Source organism: Aeromonas sp. OTU364 (assembly GCF_038440395.1).
Lineage (GTDB): Bacteria > Pseudomonadota > Gammaproteobacteria > Enterobacterales > Aeromonadaceae > Aeromonas.
The window spans coordinates 217999-238901 of sequence record NZ_JASATR010000001.1 but is presented as its reverse complement, the minus strand read 5'-3'; the positions used below and the strand labels follow the sequence as shown (position 1 = coordinate 238901).

Below are 20903 nucleotides of genomic sequence, written 5' to 3'. Positions count from 1 at the left end.
GATGTGGTTCTGGCAGAAATACACCAGCCCGTGGAGCCTGTCGCAAGCAGGCATCCTCGGCATGAACAAACGCAACCACTCCTACATCAGCCGCTACAACCCGCGTCGTCTCTACCCGCTGGTGGATGACAAGCTCAAGACCAAGCGCATCGCGCTGGACGCGGGGGTGACGGTGCCTGAACTCATCGGCACCATTCGCGAGCAGCACGACGTGACCCGCATCACCGAGCTGGTGAAGGATTGGCCGGGCTTCTGCATCAAGCCGGCCCGCGGCTCCGGCGGCAAGGGGATCCTGGTGATCCTGCGCCAGGAAGAGGGCAGCTTCTACAAGCCCAACGGCAGCGCCTGCAACGGCCAGGATCTGGAGCGCCATGTCTCCAACATACTGGCGGGCCTCTATTCCCTGGGCGGCAAGCCCGACGTGGCGCTGGTGGAAGGCCTCATCAACTTCGATGACGTGTTCGACGGCTACTCCTTCGAAGGGGTCCCCGATGCCCGGGTGATCATCTTCAAGGGCTTCCCCGTGATGGCCATGATGCGCCTCTCCACCTCAGCCTCGGACGGCAAGGCGAACCTGCACCAGGGCGCCGTGGGGGTGGGCCTGTGCCTGCGCACCGGTCGCGCCCTGCGGGCGGTGCAATTTGGCAACCCCCTGCGCCACCACCCGGACACCGGCCTGGATCTCTACGATCTCAAGGTGCCCCACTGGGATACCCTGCTGACGCTCGCGGCCTCCTGCTACGAGATGTCGGGGCTTGGCTACATCGGGACCGACATGGTGCTGGACAAGTTCCGCGGCCCCATGCTGCTGGAGCTCAACGCCCGTCCCGGCCTCGCCATCCAGATCGCCAACGGTCGCGGCCTGGTGCCCAACCTCAAGACCATAGAGAAGCTGGGTCAGGTCAAGATGAACGTGGAGCAGCGGGTCAACTTCGCCAAGGATCACTTCGGTATCTTCGACGAATAGCCTGCCTCGCACCTGCAAAAACGCGCCAACAGGCGCGTTTTTTTATGGCCGGCCATGGGCGGCACCGCAAGACGCCGGGGAAGGCCGATCCCCGTCACATCCCATGGCAACCCCCCTTCAACGGGCTGGCACAAGGAGATAAGCTCCCATGGCAGTAGTTGCCGCGACGGGCATGGACTGGCGGGCTTACCCCCATTCGCTGGCCCCGCGATGCACGGACCCTGCCAGGAGGGCGCCTAATCTCGGCGACAAAGCAGTCTCTCGATGGTAGATTAATCAAATCAAATAGATAGCATCGATCGGGTTTCCCCTATGCAACGTTGGCCCAGCCTGAAACAGCTGCAGTATCTGGTCGCTCTGGACGAGCACAAGAATTTCAATCGCGCCGCCAAGGCCTGTCATGTCAGCCAGTCCACCCTGAGTACCGGGATCCAGACCCTGGAGGACATGATGAACCTGCAACTGGTGGAGCGTGACCACAAGAGCTTCATCATGACGCCGGTCGGCATGGAAATAGTGGCGCGGGCGCGCAACCTGCTCTCCGACGCCCGGGATCTGATGGAGCTCGGCCAGCAGCAGGGGGGCGTCATGCACGGCACCGTCCGCCTGGGTTGCATCCCCACCATAGCCCCCTTCCTGCTGAGCAAGCTGCTGCAGCGGTGCGGCAAGGCCTATCCGGAGCTGGAGCTGCTGCTGCGGGAAGACACCACCACCAACCTGCTCAAGCAGCTGGAGCAGGGCCAGCTCGACCTGCTGATCCTGGCCCTGCCGGTGGAGATAGGGGGCTTTCACAGCAAGACGGTGGGGCAAGATCCCTTCCACATGGTGATGCCCTCTCACATGGCGGCGGGTCTGCACATGCCGTTCGATTACAAGGAGCTGCCCAACCAGAGCATCTTCCTGCTGGAGCGGGAGCACTGCCTGACCGAGCACGCGGTGAGCGCCTGCCGGCTGAGGGACAAGAGCAAGATCAACCCCTTCGCCGCCACCAGTCTGCACACCCTGGTGCAGATGGTGGGCGCGGGCCTTGGCACCACCTTCCTGCCCCAGATGGCCATAGATGCGGGCATCCTCGACAACTCGGATCTGGTGGCCATCCCCCTGCCCGGGGAGAAGCCCTATCGGGAGATAGGCCTGGTGTGGCGCCCCAGCACCACCCGGGTGCAGACCTTCTACAAGATTGCCGAGCTGCTCACGCCGCTGATAACTCCCAAGGCGGCGGAGTGACGACTGGCTTGCCGGGGGCTGGTCTTCCGCCCTTGGCAAGCATTTATGCTATCGCTGTTCAGCTTCCAGGCAGGAACATCGTCTATGATGAATCCCGTGCCCTATCAAGGAGTTGAGATGTTTCGCACCCTGCTGCCGCCCCTGCTGGCCCTGCTTGTCGTCGCCTGCTCCAGTACTCCGGAGCCGCCACCGCCTGCCCGCCAGGCCAGTGCCTTCGACGGCTTCTATCAGCAGTGGCGCGGCGTCCCCTACCGCATGGGCGGCACCGGTCGCGCCGGCCTCGACTGCTCCGCCTTCACCCAGCTTGCCTACCAGCAGGTGCTGGGCTTCACCCTGCCCCGCACCACGGAATCCCAGGCCAGCCTCGGCAGGCCGGTGGACAGATACCGGCTGCAGCACGGGGATCTGGTGTTCTTCAAGACCGGCTGGCAGCAGTACCACGTCGGCGTCTATACCGGCGCCGGGGAGTTCATTCACGCCTCCACCAGCAAGGGGGTGATCCGCTCGCGCCTCGACAACGTCTACTGGAACAGCCGCTACTGGCAGGCTCGCCGCCTGACTCAGTAGCCGCCACCAACGAACCGAAAAGAAGAAGGCCCCGAGGGGCCTTCTTCTTTTGTGCCGCGCAGAGGCTCAGTGCTTGCGGTGCCAGCGGGGCGAGGTAGCCCGCTCCCCCCAGGGGGTGACGCAGGGCAGCAGGGCTCCCTCGATCAGCCGCTCGCTGGCTGCCAGCGCCTCGGCAATCTTCTCGTGGAGCAGGCGCAGCAGGTTCTTCTCCTGCTCCGCCAGGGAGTGGCCCGCGGCGAAATACTCCCGCTGATGTTGCAGCGCCAGCTTCTGGGCAAATTCATAGGTGTTGAAACTGTCCGGCATCCGCTCGATCACATCGTCCAGCCGGGCCAGCAGGCTGTGCAATTCCCTGGTCATGTGCTGCTCTCCATTTGAGTTGATGAGCAAAAACTACCCCTTATTGGATAATTCACCAATCGAGATCCCCCAAAACTGTGGGGCCGAGCACAGTTCCGGCGGACAGGACCCCCCAGCCGCCCTCGCTCCGGCACGCCCCTGTTTACAAGCTGGCAACAAGGCGCTAGGCTTGGACCGACTAATCAGTCGGTCAGTTTTTGTGCGGAGCAAACCATGGAAGCCATACGAACAGAGTCCCCAGACAAGTTCTCCCTGCCCGAGCAGTTGCACCGCCTCAAGCAGGCCTGCCAGGCCCATCCCATGCCGAGCTTGGCACAGCGCCGCAACCGGCTGATCGCACTCAAGGGGGCCCTGCTCGCCCACAAGCAACCCCTGTGCGACGCCCTGGCCCTGGACTACGGCCAGCGCAGCGACTACGACTCCCTGGTCGCCGACATCCTGCCCTGCGTCATGCAGATCAACTACAGCCTGAAACGGCTCAAGGGGTGGATGAGGCCGGCGCGGCGCCACCCCGGCCTGCTGCTGGCCCCCGCCAGGGTCGAGGTGCACTATCAGCCGCTGGGCGTCATCGGCATCATGGTGCCCTGGAACTTCCCTGTGATGCTGAGCCTGGGGCCCCTCATCGGCGCCATCGCCGCTGGCAACCGCGCCATGATCAAGCTCTCCGAGTTCACCCCTCGCACCAACGCCGTGCTGCGCACCCTGCTGGCCCAGGTGTTTGACGACGACGAGGTGGTGGTCATCGAGGGGGACGCGGGACTCGCGGCCGCCTTCAGCACCCTCCCCTTCGATCATCTGCTGTTCACCGGATCCACTGCGGTGGGCAGGCGGGTGATGGCCGCCGCCGCCCCCCAGCTCACGCCGCTGACCCTGGAGCTCGGTGGCAAGAGCCCCTGCCTCATCGCCCCCGACATGCCCCTGGCCCTGGCGGTGGCGCGGATGATCTTCGGCAAGAGCCTCAACGCTGGCCAGATCTGCGTGGCCCCGGACTATGTGCTGCTGCCGCGAGGGCAGGAGCAGCCCTTTATCGAGGCCTATCAGGCGCACTTTCGCCGCCTCTATCCCAAGGGGCTGGATAGCCCGGATTATGGCTCCATCATCAACGGGACCCAGTATGAGCGGCTCACCGCCTGGCTGGCGGAGGCGAAACAGGCGGGTGCCGAGGTGCACCCTTGCGCCTCGCCGGCCCGGGATGACGGCACCCGCCGCCTGGTGCCCCACCTGCTGACCGAGGTGCCCGGCCACTGCCAGCTGATGCAGCAGGAGATCTTCGGTCCCCTGCTGCCCCTGGTGCCCTATGACAGCATCGAGGAGGCCATTGCCTATGTGGCGGCCCGGCCACGCCCGCTGGCGCTCTATCTGATGAGCCTGGATCCGGCGCTGCAGCACCGCCTCATCCGGGAGACCCACGCCGGTGGCATGGCCATCAACGAGTGCCTGTTCCAGGTGGCGGCGGACGACGCCCCCTTCGGCGGCATAGGTCCCTCCGGCATGGGTCACTACCACGGCCACGAGGGCTTTCTCACCTTCTCCAAGGCGAAAACCGTGCTGCGCCGCGGCCGTTTCAGCGCCGGGACCCTGATCCATCCCCCTTATCGGCGCTGGTACCAGAAGCTGATGATGGCCCTGTTCCTGCGCTAGGAGGCAGCATGAGCGATCCCATGACAGACAAACGCCGCCAGATCCTGGATGCCGCCCTTGCCCTGTGCGCCGAGGATGGCCTGCAGGGGGCCGCCACCGCCCGCATCGCCCGGGCGGCCGGGGTGGCCAACGGCACCCTGTTCCACCACTTTCCCAGCAAGGAGCTGCTGATCCAGCAGCTCTACCAGGACGTCAAGCTGCGCCTTGGCGCCGCCATCAGCGAGGCGGATCCGGCCCTGCCCCTCAGGGAGCAGGCGCGCCACTACTGGTGTCAGGCGATGAGCTGGATGCAGGCCCATCCCCACGAGCTCAAGTTCGTGCTGGGCTTCTTCCACTCCCCCCTGCTGGCCAGATCCCTGCGCAGCCAGATCCTGGGGGAGACACTGCGCTTCCTGCCGCGCCTGCTCGCCCGGGGTCAGGCCAGCGGCGAGCTGATGCAGGCGCCCCCCGTCCTGATGCTGGAGGTGTGCCAGAGCCAGTTCCTGGCCTGCGCCTCCCTCTTTGTCGACCAGCCCGAGCTCGGGGAGGATCCCCACTGGCAGGCCAGCGCCTTCGCCCTCTTCTGGTCCGCCATCGCAGGAGGCCTTGATGACGCTTGATCCTTGGCTTGCCACCGGCAGGCGCCTCTGGATAGGGGGCCTGCTCTGGGTCATCGGCCGCACCCTGTGCCGCGCCGCCCGGGTCGACGAGGCGGTGCGCCGCGAGCTCGCCCCCCTGCCGGAGGGGCTCTGCATCCGGCTGGAGGTGAGCGGCATAAAACGGGGGCTGACCCTGCACAAGAGGGCCGGGCGCTGGCGCTGCGGCCCCGCGCCCCTTGAGGCAACAAGTCCTCATGTTCTGCGGGTCTGCTTCAAGCATCCCGCCATCGCCTTTCGCGCCCTCAGCTTTCGCCTCGGCATCAATCAGGCCTTCTGCGAGAACCGGCTGCTGGTGGAGGGGGATCTCGGGGCGGCCATGCACCTGGTGCGGGCGCTGGAACAGTTGCAAGCGCTGATCCTGCCTGCCTTCATCGCGCGGCCCCTGCTGCGCCACTACCCGAACCCGCGCCACAAGCTGACGCGAGCCTGCCACATCTACCTGGGTCTGCTGACCGGTTGAAGAGAAGGATGAACACCATGAGCCGTTATTACGATTTCTTCTGTCCGGTCAGATTGATGGCGGGGGAGCAGGCGCTGGAGCAGCTCCCGGACGAGCTGATGGCACTGGGGGCGCGCCGTCCGCTGCTGCTCACCGACAAGGGGGTCGGCGGCAGCGGGCTCGCCACCCTGCTGGCCAATGTGCTGGCGGAGGGGGGCCTGCCGGTGGCCGCCATCTGGGACGAGATCCCCGCCGACTCCTCCACCGCCGTGGTGGAGCGCATCGCCGCCCGCTGGCGGGAGCTGGGCTGTGACAGCCTGGTGGCCCTGGGGGGAGGCTCCGTCATCGATACCGCCAAGGCGGTCAACATCCTGGTCACCCTGGGCGGGGAGCGGCTGCTGGATCACGCGGGGGCAGGCTGCCTGACCCGGCCCCTCAAGCCGCTGGCGGTGGTGCCCACCACGGCGGGCACCGGCTCCGAGGTGACCCTGGTGGCGGTGATCCGGGACGAGGGGAGCGGGCGCAAGGTGCCCTTCACCTCCCCCTTCCTGCTGCCCCAGCTGGCGGTGCTGGATCCGCGCCTCACCCAGGGGCTGCCGCTGCCCATCACGGCCGCCACCGCCATGGACGCCATGACCCACGCCATCGAGGCCTTCATCGGCAACGGCAAGAACCCGGTCAGTGACGCCCTGGCCCTGATGGCGGTGGAGAAGATAGCCGATGCCCTGCCCAGGGTGCTGCTGGCCCCCGAGGACAAGCACCTGCGACTGCAGCTGGCGGAGGGCTCAACCCTGGCGGGCATGGCGTTTTCCAACTCCATGGTGGGGCTGGTGCACGCCCTCGGCCACAGCCTGGGGGCCCGCTGCCACCTGCCCCACGGCCTGTGCATGAACCTCTTCCTGCCCACTGTGCTCGACTACAACAGGCCGCAGATAGACCCTGAGCTGGCCCATCTGCTGCTGCCGCTGGCGGGGCCGGAGCGCTTCGCCGCCACCCCAGAGGCGCTGCGCCCCCAGGCCACCCTGGATGCACTCTGCGCCCTGCGCGACACCCTGTGGGAGGCGGTGCGGCTGCCGCGCACCCTGGCGGAAGCCGGGGTGACGGACAGAGCCGTGCTCAAGGATATCCGGGATCTCGCCATCAACGACGGCGCCCTGCTCTACAACCGCAAGGATGCGGACAGGGAACAGTTGCTGGCCCTGCTGGAGCAGGTGTGGGAATGACCCCCAAGCCAGCCCTACAGAGGGCCGGGGGCGCAGGATCAGATGGGCGGCGTGAAGACCCCGGTGGAGAGGTAGCGATCCCCCCGATCGCAGATGATGGCCACCACCACCCCCTGTTTGATCTCTGCCGCCACCCGCAGGGCACCGGCCACGGCGCCCCCCGAGCTGACCCCGCAGCAGATCCCCTCTTCCCGCGCCAGCCGGCGCATGGTGGCGAGCGCCTCCTCCTGGGTCACATCCAGCACCCGATCGACCCGCTCTGGCTCGAAGATGGCGGGCATATAGGCCTCTGGCCAGCGGCGAATGCCGGGGATCTGGCTCCCCTCTGCCGGTTGCAGGCCGATCACCTGCACCGCCGGGTTCTGCTCCTTGAGGTAGCGGGAGACCCCCATGATGGTGCCCGTGGTGCCCATGGCCGAGACGAAGTGAGTGATTGCCCCCTCGCTCTGGCGCCAGATCTCGGGGCCGGTGGAGAGGTAGTGGGCATCCGGATTGGCCGGGTTGTTGAACTGATCGAGCACCAGCCCTTCGCCGCGGGCCTGCATGGCCAGCGCCAGATCCCGCGCTTCTTCCATGCCGTTTTCCACCAGCACCAGCTCGGCGCCGTAGGCCTGCATGGCGTCGCGCCGCTCCTGGCTCATGGTACTGGGCATGACGAGGCGCATCCGGTATCCCCGGGCCGCCGCCACCATGGCCAGCGCTATGCCGGTATTGCCCGAGGTGGCCTCGATGAGTCGTGCTCCTGGCCCTAAGTGACCGCTCGCCTCCGCCGCCCGGATGAGGTTCAGGGCCGGCCTGTCCTTGACCGAGCCGGCGGGGTTGTTGCCCTCCAGCTTCACCAGCAGGGTCACGTCGGGACAGGGGTTGATGCGGCGCAGGCGCAGCAACGGAGTATTGCCAATCAGATCTTCCAGGGTGGCGAAGGCCATAACGGGATCCATCCTCTGCTAACTGTTCTATACCTTGCCTAGCGAGCCGCTCGCAGGCCGGTCAGTGTAAGCGAGCCTCCTCGGCCCGCAAAGAGCACGGTTGGCAAAGTCCGGCCAGCATGCTCTGATACCCCTTCCCCACCCTTTGAGGAGCCTCCATGAGCGACATTCTTCATCAGGCCGACCAGCAGCAGTTCATCTGCGTGGTGGACGGCAAGACCTCTCGCCTCAGCTACCGCATGCTGGACGCAACCACGGTGGACGCCTGCAGCACCCAGGTGCCGTCCGAGCTGAGGGGACAGGGCATTGCCGACAGGCTGGCGCGCAACTTCTACGACTGGGCCCGGGCAGAGGGGCTCACCATAGTGCCGAGCTGCAGCTACATAGACGTCTGGCTGCGCCGTCATGCCGGTTGAGGCACAAGCCCCCCGGGAGGCGCAGCTGCAAGCCCACACCGAGGCCCTGCTGCGGGCCGATCCCCTGCGCATGGCCTGCCTCCGGGCGGCGCGGGAGCTGGCCCTGCCGGACTGGGCGCTGGGGGCGGGCTTTGTGCGAAACCTCATCTGGGATCATCTCCATCACAAGGCCGAGCCCACCCCCCTCAACGACATAGATCTTGTCTATCTGGATCCGAGCGACCCGGAAGGTGCCGCCGAACGGGAGCACCAAGCCTGGCTGGCGGAGCGTCTGCCCGGCCAGCGCTGGGAGGTGCGCAACCAGGCGCGCATGCATGTGCGCCAGCAAGTGGCCCCCTTTGCCAGCTCGCTGGCGGCGCTCGGCCACTGGGTGGAGGTGCCCACCTGCATCGGGGTCCGCCTGCTGGAAAACGATGAGTTCCAGTGGCTGGCCCCCTACGGCTTTGGCCCCAACTGGTCCCTGCAGGTGAGCCCCAATCCGCGCTGCCGGCAGGAGAGCCGGATCTTCATCGACAGGATCAGGGACAAACAGTGGCAGCGCATCTGGCCTGATCTGGTGGTGAACTGGCCATGACCGGATTGCAATGGGCCGACAACCTTGGGCACACTAAGAAAAAGATTTTTGTAACTCAATGGGTTAAATAATGCGCGACTTCTTCTCACTCGAACGCTGGCTGCCGGGCCTCGCCGCCCTGCTGCAATATCAGCGGGCCTGGCTGATGCCGGATCTTCGCGCTGGACTCTCGGTGGCGGCCGTGGCCCTGCCCGTGGCCATCGCCTATGCGGAGCTCGCCGGCGTGGGCGCCATCGTCGGCCTCTACTCCTGCATACTGCCCATGGTGGTCTACGCCCTCTTTGGCACCTCCCGCCAGCTCATCGTCGGCCCGGACGCCGCCACCTGCGCCGTCATCGCCGCCGTTGTGACGCCGCTCGCCGCCGGGGATCCCACCCGCCAGTGGCAACTGGTGATGACCATGACCGCCATGACCGGCTTCTGGTGCCTCATCGCCAGCCGCTTCAAGCTGGGGGTGCTGGCGGACTTTCTCTCCCGCCCCATTCTGATGGGGCTGCTCAACGGGGTGGCCATCACCATCATGGTGGGTCAGCTCTCCAAGATCTTCGGCTTCACCTTCAGCGAGCGCTATCTCATCGAGCGGATCCTGAATGGCACCGACTACATTACCCAGACCCATCTGCCCACCCTGGCCATGAGCCTGACCGCCCTGCTCACCCTGCTGCTGGCCAAGCGCTACAAGCCATCCTGGCCCTCCTCCATGGTGGCCATGGTGGTGACGGCGGCCCTGGTGTGGGCCCTCAATCTCGGCCAGTTCGACATCGCCACCCTGGGGGCCGTGGGCTCGGGCCTGCCTGCCTTCCAGATGCCGGAATTCCCCCCCGGCCTGATGCGCGAGCTGGTGCTGCCGGCGCTCAACCTCGCCATGGTGAGCTTCGTCTCCATGATGCTCACCGCCCGCAGCTTCGCCGCCAAGAACGGCTACGAGATCGATGCGGACAAGGAGTTCAGGGCGCTGGGCATGGCAAACCTCGCCTCTGCGGTCTCCCAGGGGTTTGCCATCAGCGGGGCGGATTCACGCACCGCGGTCAACGACGCCAACGGCGGCAAGAGCCAGCTGGTCTCCATCATCGCCGCCGCTGTGATCGCCCTCATCACCTTCTACCTGACGGCGCCGCTTAAATTCATCCCCACCGCCGCCCTCGGGGTGGTGCTGGTGATGGCCTCCCTGTCGCTCACCGATTTTCGCGGCCTCTGGGCCCTGCGCGACTCGGACCGCGCCGCCTTCTGGCTGGCCCTCATCACCTTCATCAGCGTGCTGACCATGGGGGTCATTCCGGGGATCACCCTGGCGGTCCTGCTGGGCCTGTTCCAGTTCCTGCGCAACGTGATGCGCCCCACCGATCAGCTGCTCGGCATGGACGACGAGGGGGTGGTGCGCACCCTGGGGGACAACGAGCAGGCCAAGGCGATTCCCGGCATCCTGGTCTATCGCTTCAACTCGCCGCTCACCTACTTCAACGCCCCCTACTTCAAGCGGCGGGTGCTGGCGCTGCTGGTACAGGATCCCCACAATCCCAAGTGCCTGGTGGTGGATGCGGTGGCCTGCTTCACCCATCAGGACATCAGCGTGATGAGCATGGTGGGGGAGCTGCACAAGGAGCTCAGGCGCCGTGGCATCCACATGGTGATGGCCGGTCGCCACGGCCAGATGACCCAGTGGCTCAAGCAGGCAGGGATCCGGATTGGGGACGAGGGGGTCATCCTCAGTCCCGACATGTATCAGGCCCTGCGCATGACCCGCTGCTACCGGGAGCCGGTGTTCAAGGATGACGAGGTGGTGGAGAGCACCACGGATACCCTGCTCTCCCGCTGGCCCCAGGACGACGAGCTGCCGGACTCGGCGCACCTCACCCGGCCCTGCGAGCAGGAAGCGGGCGCCACCCCGGTCTGACGGCGCAGCCTAGCGAGAGGGTGCCGGGCCGGCCCGCCCCCCTCTTTGCTCAGGGCAGGATTGCACCCCGCACCCGCTTGGTGTTAAATGCCCGTCCAGATGGCGCTGACGAGGGCCATCCCCAGTATTTGGACATCCCATGCAGACTCAATCCCACGCGGGCCCGGGCTCCCTCTTCGCCCTGACCTGGCCACTGTTCATCGATCTCGCCCTGCACTTCCTGACCGGGGCCCTCAACACCTTCATGGTGGGCCATGTCTCCTACCAGGGGGTGGCGGCGCTGGCGGTGGGCAACCAGGTGTTCGACCTCGCCATCACCCTGTTCAGCTTCGTCAGCATAGGCACCAGCGTGGTGATCACCCAGTATCTGGGGGCGGGGGATAGGGAGAAGGCGCGCGTGGTCATCCACACCGCCATCGGCTTCAACCTGCTGGTGGGGCTGGTGGCCGCGGTCGGGGTCATGGCCGGTGCCAGCACCATGCTGGCGCTGATGAACCTGCCCGCCCACCTGATGGGGGATGCCACCCTTTACCTGCAGATCATCGGGCTCTGCCTGCTGCCGGAGGCGGCGGCGCTCTGCCTGGCCGCCACCCTGCGCGCCCATGGCCACACCCGTCAGGCCATGTACGTGACCCTCATCGTCAACCTCATCACCTTCGTCGGCAACCTGCTGCTGCTTTACGGCTGGTTCGGCCTGCCCCAGCTCGGGGTCGCCGGGGTCGCCATCAGCACTGTTGCCGGGCGCATCGTCGGTGTGGTGCTGCTGGTGTGGCTGGTGGCGCGCAAGACCGGCATACGGCTGCGGCTGCCGGAGATCCTCCGGCCAAGCCGCGCCATGCTGGACAAGGTGCTGCACATCGGCCTGCCGGCGGCGGGGGAGAACCTCTCCTGGATGCTGCAGTTCATGGTGGTGACCGCCTTCGTCGGCCTGCTCGGCGACAAGGCGCTGGCGACCCAGTCCTACTTCTTCCAGATCTGCCTGTTCATCCTGCTGTTCGGTCTCTCCATCGGCCTTGGCAACGAGATCATCATCGGCCATCTGGCGGGGGCCCGTCGCTTCGAGCAGGCCTATCGCCAGCTCATCAAGAGCCTCAAGCTCGGCCTCATCGTCACCAGCCTGATTGCCATCGCCGCGGCCCTGAACGGACGCGCCATCATCAGCCTATTCACCGACGACGCCGACATCATCACCCAGGTGGCGCAGCTGTTCCTCATCAGCCTCATCCTCGAACCCGGCCGCACCTTCAACCTGGTGGTGATCAACGCCCTGCGCGCCACCGGGGATGCCCGTTTCCCGCTCTACATGGCGCTCGTCTCCATGTGGGGCATTGCCGTTCCCCTCGCCTATTTCCTTGGTATCATGCAGGGCTATGGCCTGGTAGGCATCTGGTTGGCGCTGGCCTGCGACGAGTGGGTTCGCGGTCTGGCCATGTTCTGGCGCTGGCGCAGTCGTCGCTGGCAAAACAAAATTCTTGTCGAAACATAAGCGGAATCACAATGAAGAAAATCGGACTCTTGTTGGCGGCCATCCTGCTCAGCCCGCTCGCCATGGCACAAACCGCTCCGGCGGCCCCCAAGGCGCAAGCCCCCCAGACCTGGTACGTGGCCCCCATCGTCATCGACCAGACCAGCGAGGCGCAGAAGGCCCTGACCAAGGACTTCATGGCCCAGATGATCAAGACCATCAAGATCAACGAGTACCAGACCGGCAAGGCGGTGGGCAAGCACAAGGATCCCAAGTGGCTGATCCGCACCAAGCTGGTGCCCGCAAGCACCGAACCCCTGGTCGGCAAGAAGCATGCCCAGGGCCTGACCTACGGCAAGGGCATCCCCACCCAGGAGATAGTCGGCGAACTCATCATGAACGGTACCCTGGTGGCCCATGTGGGCCAGGGCTGGCGTGAGCCCATAGTGCCGGGCACCCCGGTGGCCGAGAAGATCACCATAGCCAACTACCAGTACGCCATCGGCAACGAGGCCAAGGCCCCGGATCTGGAAGAGCTGGCGGCCCAGATAGGCTTCGAGGTGGGCAAGGTGATTGCCCGAGGCGGTCAGCCCCTGCCCGAGAAGAAAAAGAAAAAAGAGTAAACGCCACACCTGTTACCAAGAAGGGGCCCTGCGCCCCTTCTTGCTGCCCGCCTGCCGTCATCAAAGGGGCACAACTGTGAACGGGATCCCGATTCCCGCCTCTCTGCCCTCCTTATAAATCACTTATCTGCTTGTGATTCAATAAGTTAAAAATCATCCGCCAGATGCAGCAAACCCATTGCCCCAAATTGGATCGGGATCACATTTATCTCCCGGGGTAAGGGGTAGTTTGAAGGTCAAGGCACAATCAAACGACACCAAGGAGGCTTCATTACATGTTCCCGGAGTACAGAGATCTCATCTCGAAACTGAAGAGCAGTGATGTCCATTTCCAAAAGAAGTTTGACTTGCACAACGACCTGGATGCGGAGATCAGGAAGCTGGAAAAACATCACGCCAGCGATTACAGCTCCGAGGTGAAGGATCTGAAAAAACAGAAACTTAAACTGAAAGAGGAGATATACGACATCCTCAAACAACATCCACACTAGACGCCTCGACGAATACCCGGATAAGCAACTTATCCTGCCAGCCCGGCCCGACGCCGGGCTTTTTATTGCGCTTTTACGACGATGTAGTGTAGAAGTCTATAGATCCTGCGAATCGCAGGTTAAAATCGATATGACTCTGGAAAACTGTATAGATAATTACCATCCACGTTTCATTATTTCGTTGTCATTCATTAGTCATACTTTCCCTAACTCTATTTTTCCTAACACATCTAACCATATGCTATATGTACGCCAGTAGAATAAACATCACTGACCTTTCTCATGATGGAATAAACTTTAGCTAAGAGGAACTTAATACTTAATTATATGCCTCACTCATGAAACACTAATTATTCCAAGATAAGGATAACACCCCCTTACAAAAACAGAGAATTCCTTGCGTGCACAGAACTTGTTTGAAATCACATCACAATATAGACTTTAAATAATTAATAATTAAACCCATAAAATTTTTGTATTGACCGTAAAAAGTTAAAAATAGAATTGACAGTGCTAACACCCCTACCCCTTCAAAACGCGTTTTCATTTTCCATTTTTTTATATCTTCGATATACTCCGGCCTTTCATTTAGCCCTCCCCAATATAAATATTTTAGGCAAAATACGACCTCAATTAAAAACATTGCCGGATATATTGATATAATTATATATTTCAATGCTATGGACCAACCATCAAAAATAAGTGCCGGAAAAGAAATCCCTATCATTAACCCAAGCCATGCGATTGCGAGCAATGATCCAAAACTTACAAGGCTATATATCATTCCATTTTTATCTGGTCTACTATCGATTACTCCAAATAAAATTCTATGAAGTGCTGATAAGAAAAATGAAAAAACTAGGATTAGCGTTAATGAATTTGGAGCTAAGTGCTCCGAAAGTAAACTGCCACCAAAATCACTATAATCAACATTGATGTTGACGAATTTGAGATAGCTGCTTAGCCACTCACAACTTTCTAATGTACTTTTAGCACCAATAATAAAACCTGATAAAGAACCAATAATTATGAAAGCACCAATGTTCGACATCACCCTATCTAACTGCTCTTTCCATATTTCTTTCAAACTCATCTTCATCTCCTGTGGCATACATTAGTTCAAAAGTTGTTAAAAAACACTGGATTATCTACTAGTCATCTTAAAAATAATAAGTCGTCGATAAAGAAACACCTCGAAAAAATAATATAAATCTATTTTATTTCACTTTCACATTTAAAACCTCAGCAATAAAATGTAAATCATCTTCAGTGAAACCTGTGAATGCTCCATTGTTTTTAGAAAAAAGTGCATCCTTAGTAATTTCATGAGTACGTTCTATAAGCTTTTCTAGACACTCCTCGGCATTTTCACAGTTCAGATGAAACATACTCATAAGGTCAGTAGTAAATGCTAAAGATGTGTTCTTGCCAACTTTGAAATCATCTTTAATAGATACACTATCCAACCTATCAATTGGATTTACAGAAATCACAGGCTCATTGATATCCCCACACCATCTAACCTCCCCATAATACCCAGGGATTGGATTTTCCATAATTGACAAGAATAAACTCCCTACAAACTCCCTTGTAGGTTCTTGAGCTTTTAACTTCGCTAGCGCCCCGACTAGAAATGGAAAAGTCAGACCATAATGACCTCTGCCACTGTCCTTCCATTGCTTTATTAATCTGAACCAAGCCTCATTATTCAATTTTCACCTCAACATATAAATAGCACATTAGAGCCCCATGAAAACACTCACAATAAAAAATATCACATCCTATATATCACGCCAAATTTAATATGAAAAGGCATCTGTTTTTCACTTGCCCTTGCTGAATAAATCTGCATGTTAATTTTCTTAAATATAGGATTCCCCTTCTATACATACCTAAACAGAGAAGCGGGCCAATGGCCCGCTTTGTCTTACCTGTTTCATCCCATGATCACACCGGCGGATGGAAATGGCTGGCCTCGCGGGTCGCCATCTCCTCGTAGGTGCTCCACCTCTGCCAGACCACCTGCTGCGCCACCTGCATCAGCCGCTCCGCCTCCTCGGGATGACTCTGAGCCAGCACCTGGTAGCGGTTCTCCTCTTGGCGGTATGTCGCAAGGGGAATGGAGGGGCGCAGGCTGTCGAGGCTGAAGGGGTTCTGCCCCGCACTGCGCAGTACCGGGTTGTAGCGCATCAGCGGCCAGTGACCGGAGGCCACCGCCCGTTTCTGCTGGGTCAGCCCAAACTCCATATCGATGCCGTGGGCGATACAGTGGCTGTAGGCGATGATAAGCGATGGCCCCGGATAGGCCTCAGCCTCACGTAACGCTTGCAGCGCCTGCTGCGGGTTGGCACCAAAGGCGATGCGGGCAACATAGACGTTGCCGTAGGAGATGGCCTGCAAGGCCACATCCTTCTTGGCCAACGTCTTGCCCCCCGCCGCAAACTTGGCAACGGCACCGAGCGGCGTCGATTTCGACATCTGGCCGCCGGTGTTGGAGTAGACCTCGGTATCCATCACCAGCACGTTCACATCGCGCCCGGAGGCGAGCACGTGATCGAGCCCCGCCGAGCCGATGTCATAGGCCCAGCCATCGCCGCCGATGATCCAGACCGAGCGGCGCACCAGCTGATCGATGAGTGACAACAGCTCGCGAGCCTTGCCGGATTTCACCTCTTCCAACCGCTCGCGCACTTGTGCCACCCGGGTGCGCTGGGCGCGGATCTCCGACTCCAGCCGCTGCGGAGCATTGATCAGGGTATCGACCAGCGCCTCCCCCAGCTCCCCCTTCATCGCTTCGAGGGCCGCCACCGCCTGACCGTGATGCTGATCGGCGGTGAGACGAAAACCAAAGCCGAACTCGGCGTTGTCCTCGAACAAGGAGTTGGACCAGGCCGGCCCCTTCCCTTCGCCGTTCTTGGCCCAGGGGGTGGTCGGCAGGTTGCCGCCATAGATGGAGGAGCAGCCGGTGGCGTTGGCCACCAGCATGCGATCGCCAAACAGCTGGGTCAGCAGCTTGAGGTAGGGGGTCTCGCCACAGCCGGCGCAGGCACCGGAGAACTCGAACAGGGGTTCGAGGAACTGGGCACCGCGCACGGTGGAGAAATCCACCCGCTCGCGGGCCGGCCAGGGCAGGCTCTCGAACCAGCGCAGCGCCTGTTTCTGGCCAGCCAGGTGCGGTGCCTTGTCCATCATGGCGATGGCGCGCTCGCCCTCGTGTTCCTCATCAGCCCCGGCCCGCACCGGACAGGCCTGCACGCACTGGCCGCAGCCGGTGCAATCCTCCGGATAGAGTTGCAAGGTGTAGCGGCTGTCGGGGAAGCCCTTGGCGGTGACGGGCACCGACTGGGCCGCCTCGGGGGCGGTCGCCAGCCAGTCCTGATGGTAGAACTTGGCCCGCAGCGCCGCGTGGGGGCAGACGAAGACGCAGTTGCCGCACTGGATGCAGATATCGGAGTGCCAAATCGGGATCTCGCGGGCGATATCCCGCTTCTCGAAGCGGCTGGTGGCGGTGGGGTAAGTGCCATCCACCGGCAGCATGGAGACAGGGATCAAATCGCCGCGCCCTGCCAGCATCTCGCCAGTGACCCGCTGGACAAACTCGCTGCCGCCCGGCGCCAATGGCAGCGGATAGTCGCTGATCTGCTCGTCACCGGCCGGGATCGCCACCTTGCAGAGGTGAGCCAGGGTATCGTCCACCGCCGCGAAGTTGCGCGCCACCACCTCGGGCCCCTTGCGGGCATAACTCTTCTCGATGCTCTCCTTGATCAGCGCGATCGCCTCATCCCGTGGCAACACCCCGGCCAGCGCGAAGAAGCAGGTCTGCATAATGGTGTTGATGCGATTGCCCATGCCGTTTTGCACGGCCACCCGATCGCCGTCGATGCAGTAGAGCTGGATATCGAGGGCGCGGATGCGGGCGCGCAGCCGCTCGGGCAGCTGGTCCCACACCTTGTCTGCTTCATAGGGGGCATTGAGCAACAGGGTCGCCCCTTCCGCGGCGTGCTCCAGCAGATCGACCGATAGGGCAAAGCCCCACTGGTGACAGCCGATAAAGCTCGCCTGCTCGATAAGCCAGGGGGCGTCTATGGGCTCGGGGCCAAAGCGCAGGTGGGAGACGGTGCGCGAGCCCGACTTCTTGGAGTCGTAGACGAAGTAGCCCTGGGCGTGGAACCCCTCCAGCTCGCCGATGATCTTGATGCTGTTCTTATTGGCGCCCACCGTGCCGTCTGCACCCAGGCCGAAGAACAGCGCCCGCACCCGGCTAGGAGGCTCCAGATCGCCGATGGGGTGCCATGCCAGACTGAGGCCCGACACGTCATCAACAATCCCTATGGTAAAGCGCGGGCGCGGCGCATCGGATGAGAGCTCCTCAAACACGGCGGCGCACATGGCGGGGGTGAACTCCTTGGAGGAGAGACCGTAGCGACCGCCACTGAGCCAGGGCAGGCGCTTGATAAGACCGCGCTGCAAGCCGTCGATCAGCGCACTCTGCACATCCAGCAGCAGCGGCTCGCCGCCCGCCCCCGGCTCCTTGGTGCGATCCAGCACCGCCATGCGCCGCACGCTCGCGGGAAGCGCATCGAGCAGCGCCTGTACCGGGAAGGGGCGATAGAGGCGCACCACCAGCACCCCTGTCTTGCGATCCTGCCGGTTGAGCCAATCGACCGTGGCGCGGGCAGTGGCCGCTCCCGAGCCCATCAGCACGATGACATCGGTGGCATCGGGCGCGCCGTGGTACTCCACCAGCTGGTAGTGGCGACCGGTCAGCTTGCCGAGGCTCTCCATGCACTGCTGCACCCGCGCCGGCACCGCTTCGTAGAAGGGGTTGACGCTCTCGCGGGACTGGAAATAGGTATCCGGGTTCTGGGCGGTGCCACGCATCACGGGGTGATCCGGGTTGAGCGCCCGCGCACGGTGAGCCCGCACCCAGTCGTTGTCGATAAGAGCGCGGATCTCGTCCCTATGCAGGGCGGTGATCTTGTTCACCTCATGGGAGGTGCGAAAGCCGTCGAAGAAGTGGATAAAGGGCACCCGGCACTGCAGGGTGACGCTGTGGGCGACCAAGGCCAAGTCCTGCGCCTCCTGCACCGAGCCGGAGGCGAGCATGGCAAAGCCGGTGCTGCGCGCCGCCATCACGTCCTGATGGTCGCCAAAAATCGACAGCCCCTGGGCCGCCAGCGAACGGGCCGCCACATGGAACACCGCAGCGGTCAATTCCCCGGCGATCTTGTACATGTTGGGCAGCATCAGCATCAGCCCCTGACTGGCGGTGAAGGTGGTGGCGAGCGCCCCCGCCTGCAGGGCGCCGTGTACAGTACCGGCCGCCCCCCCTTCGCTCTGCATCTCCACCACTGTGGGGATATTGCCCCACAGGTTGGTCAGCCCCAGTGCCGCCCAGGCGTCGGCCAGCTCCGCCATGGTCGAGCTCGGGGTGATGGGGTAGATGGCACAGACTTCGCTCAGCTGGTACGCCACCCGGGCCGCGGCTTCGTTGCCATCGACCATGATCAGTTCATGTTTCATTGGGACACCTCCGGTTGGCGCAGCAGGATGGCGTGGCAGGGGCACTGGTCGTGGCAGGCACCGCAGCCGGTGCAGCGCTCTGCATCCACCTGATACCCCAGACCCGGCCCCAGCTTGGCGATGGCCTGCTCGGGGCAACTGCCATAGCAGCCGTCGCACTCGAAGCAGTTGCCGCAGGAGTAGCAGCGCGCCGCCTCGTAGCGGGCGGCCACCTCATCCAGCCCACCTATGATCTCGCCAAAGTCATCCCGCGCCCACGCCGGTTTGACCGGCTGACTGCTGGCCGGGGCGTGGGTCTGGAACCAGAGTTGCAACTGCTGTGGCCCCACCAGCGGGTAGGAGATCGGTTTGTGGTAGTGACGCCCGCGCAGCCAGGCATCCATATGGCGCGCCGCCTTCTTGCCATGGCCGGTGGCTATGGTGACTGTGCGCTCGGAGGGCACCATGTCGCCACCGGCAAACAGACCCGGTACATCCGTCATCAGGTTTTCGCCAACCTGCACCACCCCCTCCTTGTTGACCCGCACGCCGGGAATGCTCTCCAGCACCGAGAGGTCGACCTCCTGACCGAGCGCCAGGATGAGGGAGTCCGCTTCAAGGGTTTCAAACTGGCCGGTGGGCACCGGCTTGCCCTCTGCATCCAGCGCCATCACCTCCACTTCGATGCTGGTGTTGTCGAGCTGGCGGATGCTGCGCAGCCAGTTGATCTTGATCCCCTCCTCCTCGGCTTCAAGGGCTTCGAAGGCGTGGGCGGGCATATGGTCCCGGTCGCGGCGGTAGATGATCATCGCCTCTTCCACACCGAGGCGGCGGGCGGTGCGAGCCGCGTCCATGGCGGTGTTGCCGCCGCCGTAGATGGCCACCCGCCGTCCCAGTCTGGGGGGCGGCAGGCCCTGCTCTTCGGCGAGGCTCGCCTGCTCGAGAAAACTCACCGCATCGAGGATCTTGCCCGCCTCCCGGGCCGGAATATCGACCCGCTTGGCCAGATGGGCGCCGATGGCCATAAAGACGGCGTCAAAGCCCCCCTCGTCACGCTCGCGCAGCACATCCTCCACCTTGTGGTTGAGAGTCAGCGTCACCCCGGCCGCCAGGATGCGGGCCACCTCCCGATCCAGCACGTCGCGGGGCAGACGGTAGGCGGGAATACCGAAGCGCAGCATGCCGCCCGCCAGTGGCCCCGCCTCGCGGATCTCCACCCGATGGCCGAGCCGGTTGAGGTGCCAGGCGCAAGAGAGGCCGGAGGGCCCGGCGCCGATCACCAGCACCTTCTTGCCGCTGGCGGGCGCAGGTGGCGCAGGCTGCCAGCCACGGGCCAGCGCCTCGTCACCGAGGAAGCGTTCGATGGCGTGGATGGAGACGGCCTCGTCCACCTGGGCCCGGTTGCAGGCGCTCTCGCAGGGGTGATAGCAGACCCGGCCGTGGACGGCGGGCAGGGGATTTTCTTCGATGAGTCGCTGCCAGGCCGCCTCGAAGCGGCCCGCTTCGGCCAGGGCAAGCCAGGCCTGGATGTTCTCGCCGGCCGGGCAGGCGTGGTTGCAAGGTGGCAGGGCCGGCTGCCAGACGGGCAGCCGGGTGCGGACCGGGCCTGTTCCCGTCTTCTGGGAGAGATCCGGCTGTGGGGTCATATCCAGTTGTTTGCTCATACATTGCTTTCTTCTTGTTGGGTAACAGGCCCGCTCCGATGGCGCTTGATACCGTGTAGCCTGGGCAGACGGTGGCCGGAGAGGGAAGAAGCGAAAGCGTCAGAAACTGGAAGCTGGCTCGATGATGGGCCGTTTTTTGTACGACATGGTGGATCAGGATCAATAAATGTTGCGCTTTATGGGGTGTTTCCCCCGGGATACGACCCCGATCACATGGCGCCGTTGGCCTGCACCGATCAGGCGCCTCCTCGCCTGCCCCCCATGATGGGGGGCAAGAGAGGAT

Annotated in this window: 19 protein-coding genes; 13 read left to right on the top strand and 6 right to left on the bottom strand. The window is 62.7% G+C overall.

Features of this window, described 5'->3' with window-relative positions; genetic code table 11:
* The first annotated feature begins 1 nt into the window (after nucleotide 1).
* The 3 genes from AAHB08_RS01170 to AAHB08_RS01160 all read left to right on the top strand — a co-directional run bounded on the left by AAHB08_RS01170 (nucleotide 2) and on the right by AAHB08_RS01160 (nucleotide 2761).
* A complete protein-coding gene (locus tag AAHB08_RS01170) occupies nucleotides 2-967 on the top strand; it encodes an alpha-L-glutamate ligase-like protein (protein ID WP_025326340.1) in 966 nt (321 codons plus the stop codon).
* 312 nt (nucleotides 968-1279) lie between these two features.
* Nucleotides 1280-2194: a hydrogen peroxide-inducible genes activator gene (locus AAHB08_RS01165; protein WP_202046339.1), complete on the top strand. Its 915-nt coding sequence runs from the start codon at nucleotides 1280-1282 to the stop codon at nucleotides 2192-2194.
* Between the two features lie 117 nt (nucleotides 2195-2311).
* Nucleotides 2312-2761 carry a C40 family peptidase gene (locus AAHB08_RS01160; RefSeq protein ID WP_202046340.1) on the top strand — a complete coding sequence of 150 codons (450 nt, stop codon included), beginning with the start codon at nucleotides 2312-2314 and terminating at the stop codon, nucleotides 2759-2761.
* Nucleotides 2762-2827: 66 nt separating this feature from the next.
* Here AAHB08_RS01160 and AAHB08_RS01155 read toward each other — a convergent pair whose 3' ends face one another.
* A complete protein-coding gene (locus AAHB08_RS01155; RefSeq protein WP_342057857.1) occupies nucleotides 2828-3121 on the bottom strand; it encodes a hypothetical protein in 294 nt (97 codons plus the stop codon).
* A 213-nt stretch (nucleotides 3122-3334) separates the two neighbouring features.
* On the opposite strand from AAHB08_RS01155, the gene AAHB08_RS01150 reads away from it, so the two are divergent.
* Genes AAHB08_RS01150 through AAHB08_RS01135 form a run of 4 tightly spaced genes read left to right on the top strand, consistent with a single transcriptional unit; the run spans nucleotide 3335 to nucleotide 7062 of the window.
* Nucleotides 3335-4762 carry a coniferyl aldehyde dehydrogenase gene (locus AAHB08_RS01150; protein ID WP_342057856.1) on the top strand — a complete coding sequence of 476 codons (1428 nt, stop codon included), beginning with the start codon at nucleotides 3335-3337 and terminating at the stop codon, nucleotides 4760-4762.
* Nucleotides 4763-4770: 8 nt separating this feature from the next.
* Nucleotides 4771-5361 carry a TetR/AcrR family transcriptional regulator gene (locus tag AAHB08_RS01145; RefSeq protein WP_139435125.1) on the top strand — a complete coding sequence of 197 codons (591 nt, stop codon included), beginning with the start codon at nucleotides 4771-4773 and terminating at the stop codon, nucleotides 5359-5361.
* Nucleotides 5351-5860, top strand: a complete 510-nt coding sequence (locus tag AAHB08_RS01140; protein ID WP_202046343.1) for an SCP2 sterol-binding domain-containing protein — start codon at nucleotides 5351-5353, stop codon at nucleotides 5858-5860. Before AAHB08_RS01145 ends, AAHB08_RS01140 begins: the two co-directional genes overlap by 11 nt.
* A gap of 17 nt (nucleotides 5861-5877) precedes the next feature.
* On the top strand, nucleotides 5878-7062 hold the full coding sequence (locus AAHB08_RS01135) for an iron-containing alcohol dehydrogenase (protein WP_342057855.1): 1185 nt from the start codon (nucleotides 5878-5880) through the stop codon (nucleotides 7060-7062).
* A gap of 38 nt (nucleotides 7063-7100) precedes the next feature.
* Here the strand turns inward: AAHB08_RS01135 and cysM are convergent, their stop codons facing one another.
* Nucleotides 7101-8003, bottom strand: a complete 903-nt coding sequence (cysM, locus tag AAHB08_RS01130) for a cysteine synthase CysM (protein ID WP_342057854.1) — start codon at nucleotides 8001-8003, stop codon at nucleotides 7101-7103.
* Nucleotides 8004-8149: 146 nt separating this feature from the next.
* Here cysM and AAHB08_RS01125 point away from each other — a divergent pair, with 146 nt between their 5' ends.
* The 6 genes from AAHB08_RS01125 to AAHB08_RS01100 all read left to right on the top strand — a co-directional run bounded on the left by AAHB08_RS01125 (nucleotide 8150) and on the right by AAHB08_RS01100 (nucleotide 13454).
* Nucleotides 8150-8407 (top strand): GNAT family N-acetyltransferase, encoded by a 258-nt coding sequence (locus tag AAHB08_RS01125; RefSeq protein ID WP_171275747.1) that lies wholly within the window; start codon nucleotides 8150-8152, stop codon nucleotides 8405-8407.
* The gene (locus AAHB08_RS01120) at nucleotides 8397-8981 is read left to right on the top strand and encodes a nucleotidyltransferase family protein (RefSeq protein ID WP_342057853.1); all 585 of its coding nucleotides are present in this window, start codon (nucleotides 8397-8399) and stop codon (nucleotides 8979-8981) included. Before AAHB08_RS01125 ends, AAHB08_RS01120 begins: the two co-directional genes overlap by 11 nt.
* 70 nt (nucleotides 8982-9051) lie before the next feature.
* Nucleotides 9052-10875 (top strand): SulP family inorganic anion transporter, encoded by a 1824-nt coding sequence (locus tag AAHB08_RS01115; RefSeq protein ID WP_043131609.1) that lies wholly within the window; start codon nucleotides 9052-9054, stop codon nucleotides 10873-10875.
* 139 nt (nucleotides 10876-11014) lie between these two features.
* On the top strand, nucleotides 11015-12361 hold the full coding sequence (locus AAHB08_RS01110) for an MATE family efflux transporter (RefSeq protein WP_319912845.1): 1347 nt from the start codon (nucleotides 11015-11017) through the stop codon (nucleotides 12359-12361).
* A gap of 11 nt (nucleotides 12362-12372) precedes the next feature.
* On the top strand, nucleotides 12373-12963 hold the full coding sequence (locus AAHB08_RS01105) for a hypothetical protein (RefSeq protein ID WP_247626876.1): 591 nt from the start codon (nucleotides 12373-12375) through the stop codon (nucleotides 12961-12963).
* Nucleotides 12964-13238: 275 nt separating this feature from the next.
* On the top strand, nucleotides 13239-13454 hold the full coding sequence (locus AAHB08_RS01100; RefSeq protein WP_005313020.1) for a YdcH family protein: 216 nt from the start codon (nucleotides 13239-13241) through the stop codon (nucleotides 13452-13454).
* A 427-nt stretch (nucleotides 13455-13881) separates the two neighbouring features.
* Here AAHB08_RS01100 and AAHB08_RS01095 read toward each other — a convergent pair whose 3' ends face one another.
* From AAHB08_RS01095 to AAHB08_RS01080, 4 genes are all read right to left on the bottom strand, one after another.
* Complete coding sequence (locus tag AAHB08_RS01095) at nucleotides 13882-14547, bottom strand: hypothetical protein (protein WP_342057852.1); 666 nt, start codon at nucleotides 14545-14547, stop codon at nucleotides 13882-13884.
* A gap of 124 nt (nucleotides 14548-14671) precedes the next feature.
* Entirely contained in the window at nucleotides 14672-15019 is a 348-nt protein-coding gene (locus AAHB08_RS01090; protein ID WP_342057851.1) for a hypothetical protein, read from the bottom strand.
* A gap of 382 nt (nucleotides 15020-15401) precedes the next feature.
* Nucleotides 15402-18977, bottom strand: coding sequence for a pyruvate:ferredoxin (flavodoxin) oxidoreductase (gene nifJ / locus AAHB08_RS01085; RefSeq protein ID WP_342057850.1), 3576 nt, complete (start codon nucleotides 18975-18977; stop codon nucleotides 15402-15404).
* Nucleotides 18974-20620 (bottom strand): NAD(P)-binding protein, encoded by a 1647-nt coding sequence (locus AAHB08_RS01080; RefSeq protein WP_342057849.1) that lies wholly within the window; start codon nucleotides 20618-20620, stop codon nucleotides 18974-18976. Before AAHB08_RS01080 ends, nifJ begins: the two co-directional genes overlap by 4 nt.
* Nucleotides 20621-20903: the final 283 nt, after the last annotated feature.

Coding starts and splice junctions, on each gene's coding strand:
- nifJ (WP_342057850.1), bottom strand. CDS start 18,977: ATGAAACATGAACTGATCATGGTCGATGGCAACGAAGCCGCGGCCCGG.
- AAHB08_RS01140 (WP_202046343.1), top strand. CDS start 5,351: ATGACGCTTGATCCTTGGCTTGCCACCGGCAGGCGCCTCTGGATAGGG.
- AAHB08_RS01160 (WP_202046340.1), top strand. CDS start 2,312: ATGTTTCGCACCCTGCTGCCGCCCCTGCTGGCCCTGCTTGTCGTCGCC.
- cysM (WP_342057854.1), bottom strand. CDS start 8,003: ATGGATCCCGTTATGGCCTTCGCCACCCTGGAAGATCTGATTGGCAAT.
- AAHB08_RS01145 (WP_139435125.1), top strand. CDS start 4,771: ATGAGCGATCCCATGACAGACAAACGCCGCCAGATCCTGGATGCCGCC.
- AAHB08_RS01165 (WP_202046339.1), top strand. CDS start 1,280: ATGCAACGTTGGCCCAGCCTGAAACAGCTGCAGTATCTGGTCGCTCTG.
- AAHB08_RS01115 (WP_043131609.1), top strand. CDS start 9,052: ATGCGCGACTTCTTCTCACTCGAACGCTGGCTGCCGGGCCTCGCCGCC.
- AAHB08_RS01110 (WP_319912845.1), top strand. CDS start 11,015: ATGCAGACTCAATCCCACGCGGGCCCGGGCTCCCTCTTCGCCCTGACC.
- AAHB08_RS01100 (WP_005313020.1), top strand. CDS start 13,239: ATGTTCCCGGAGTACAGAGATCTCATCTCGAAACTGAAGAGCAGTGAT.
- AAHB08_RS01155 (WP_342057857.1), bottom strand. CDS start 3,121: ATGACCAGGGAATTGCACAGCCTGCTGGCCCGGCTGGACGATGTGATC.
- AAHB08_RS01125 (WP_171275747.1), top strand. CDS start 8,150: ATGAGCGACATTCTTCATCAGGCCGACCAGCAGCAGTTCATCTGCGTG.
- AAHB08_RS01170 (WP_025326340.1), top strand. CDS start 2: ATGTGGTTCTGGCAGAAATACACCAGCCCGTGGAGCCTGTCGCAAGCA.
- AAHB08_RS01095 (WP_342057852.1), bottom strand. CDS start 14,547: ATGAGTTTGAAAGAAATATGGAAAGAGCAGTTAGATAGGGTGATGTCG.
- AAHB08_RS01080 (WP_342057849.1), bottom strand. CDS start 20,620: ATGAGCAAACAACTGGATATGACCCCACAGCCGGATCTCTCCCAGAAG.
- AAHB08_RS01120 (WP_342057853.1), top strand. CDS start 8,397: ATGCCGGTTGAGGCACAAGCCCCCCGGGAGGCGCAGCTGCAAGCCCAC.
- AAHB08_RS01150 (WP_342057856.1), top strand. CDS start 3,335: ATGGAAGCCATACGAACAGAGTCCCCAGACAAGTTCTCCCTGCCCGAG.
- AAHB08_RS01135 (WP_342057855.1), top strand. CDS start 5,878: ATGAGCCGTTATTACGATTTCTTCTGTCCGGTCAGATTGATGGCGGGG.
- AAHB08_RS01105 (WP_247626876.1), top strand. CDS start 12,373: ATGAAGAAAATCGGACTCTTGTTGGCGGCCATCCTGCTCAGCCCGCTC.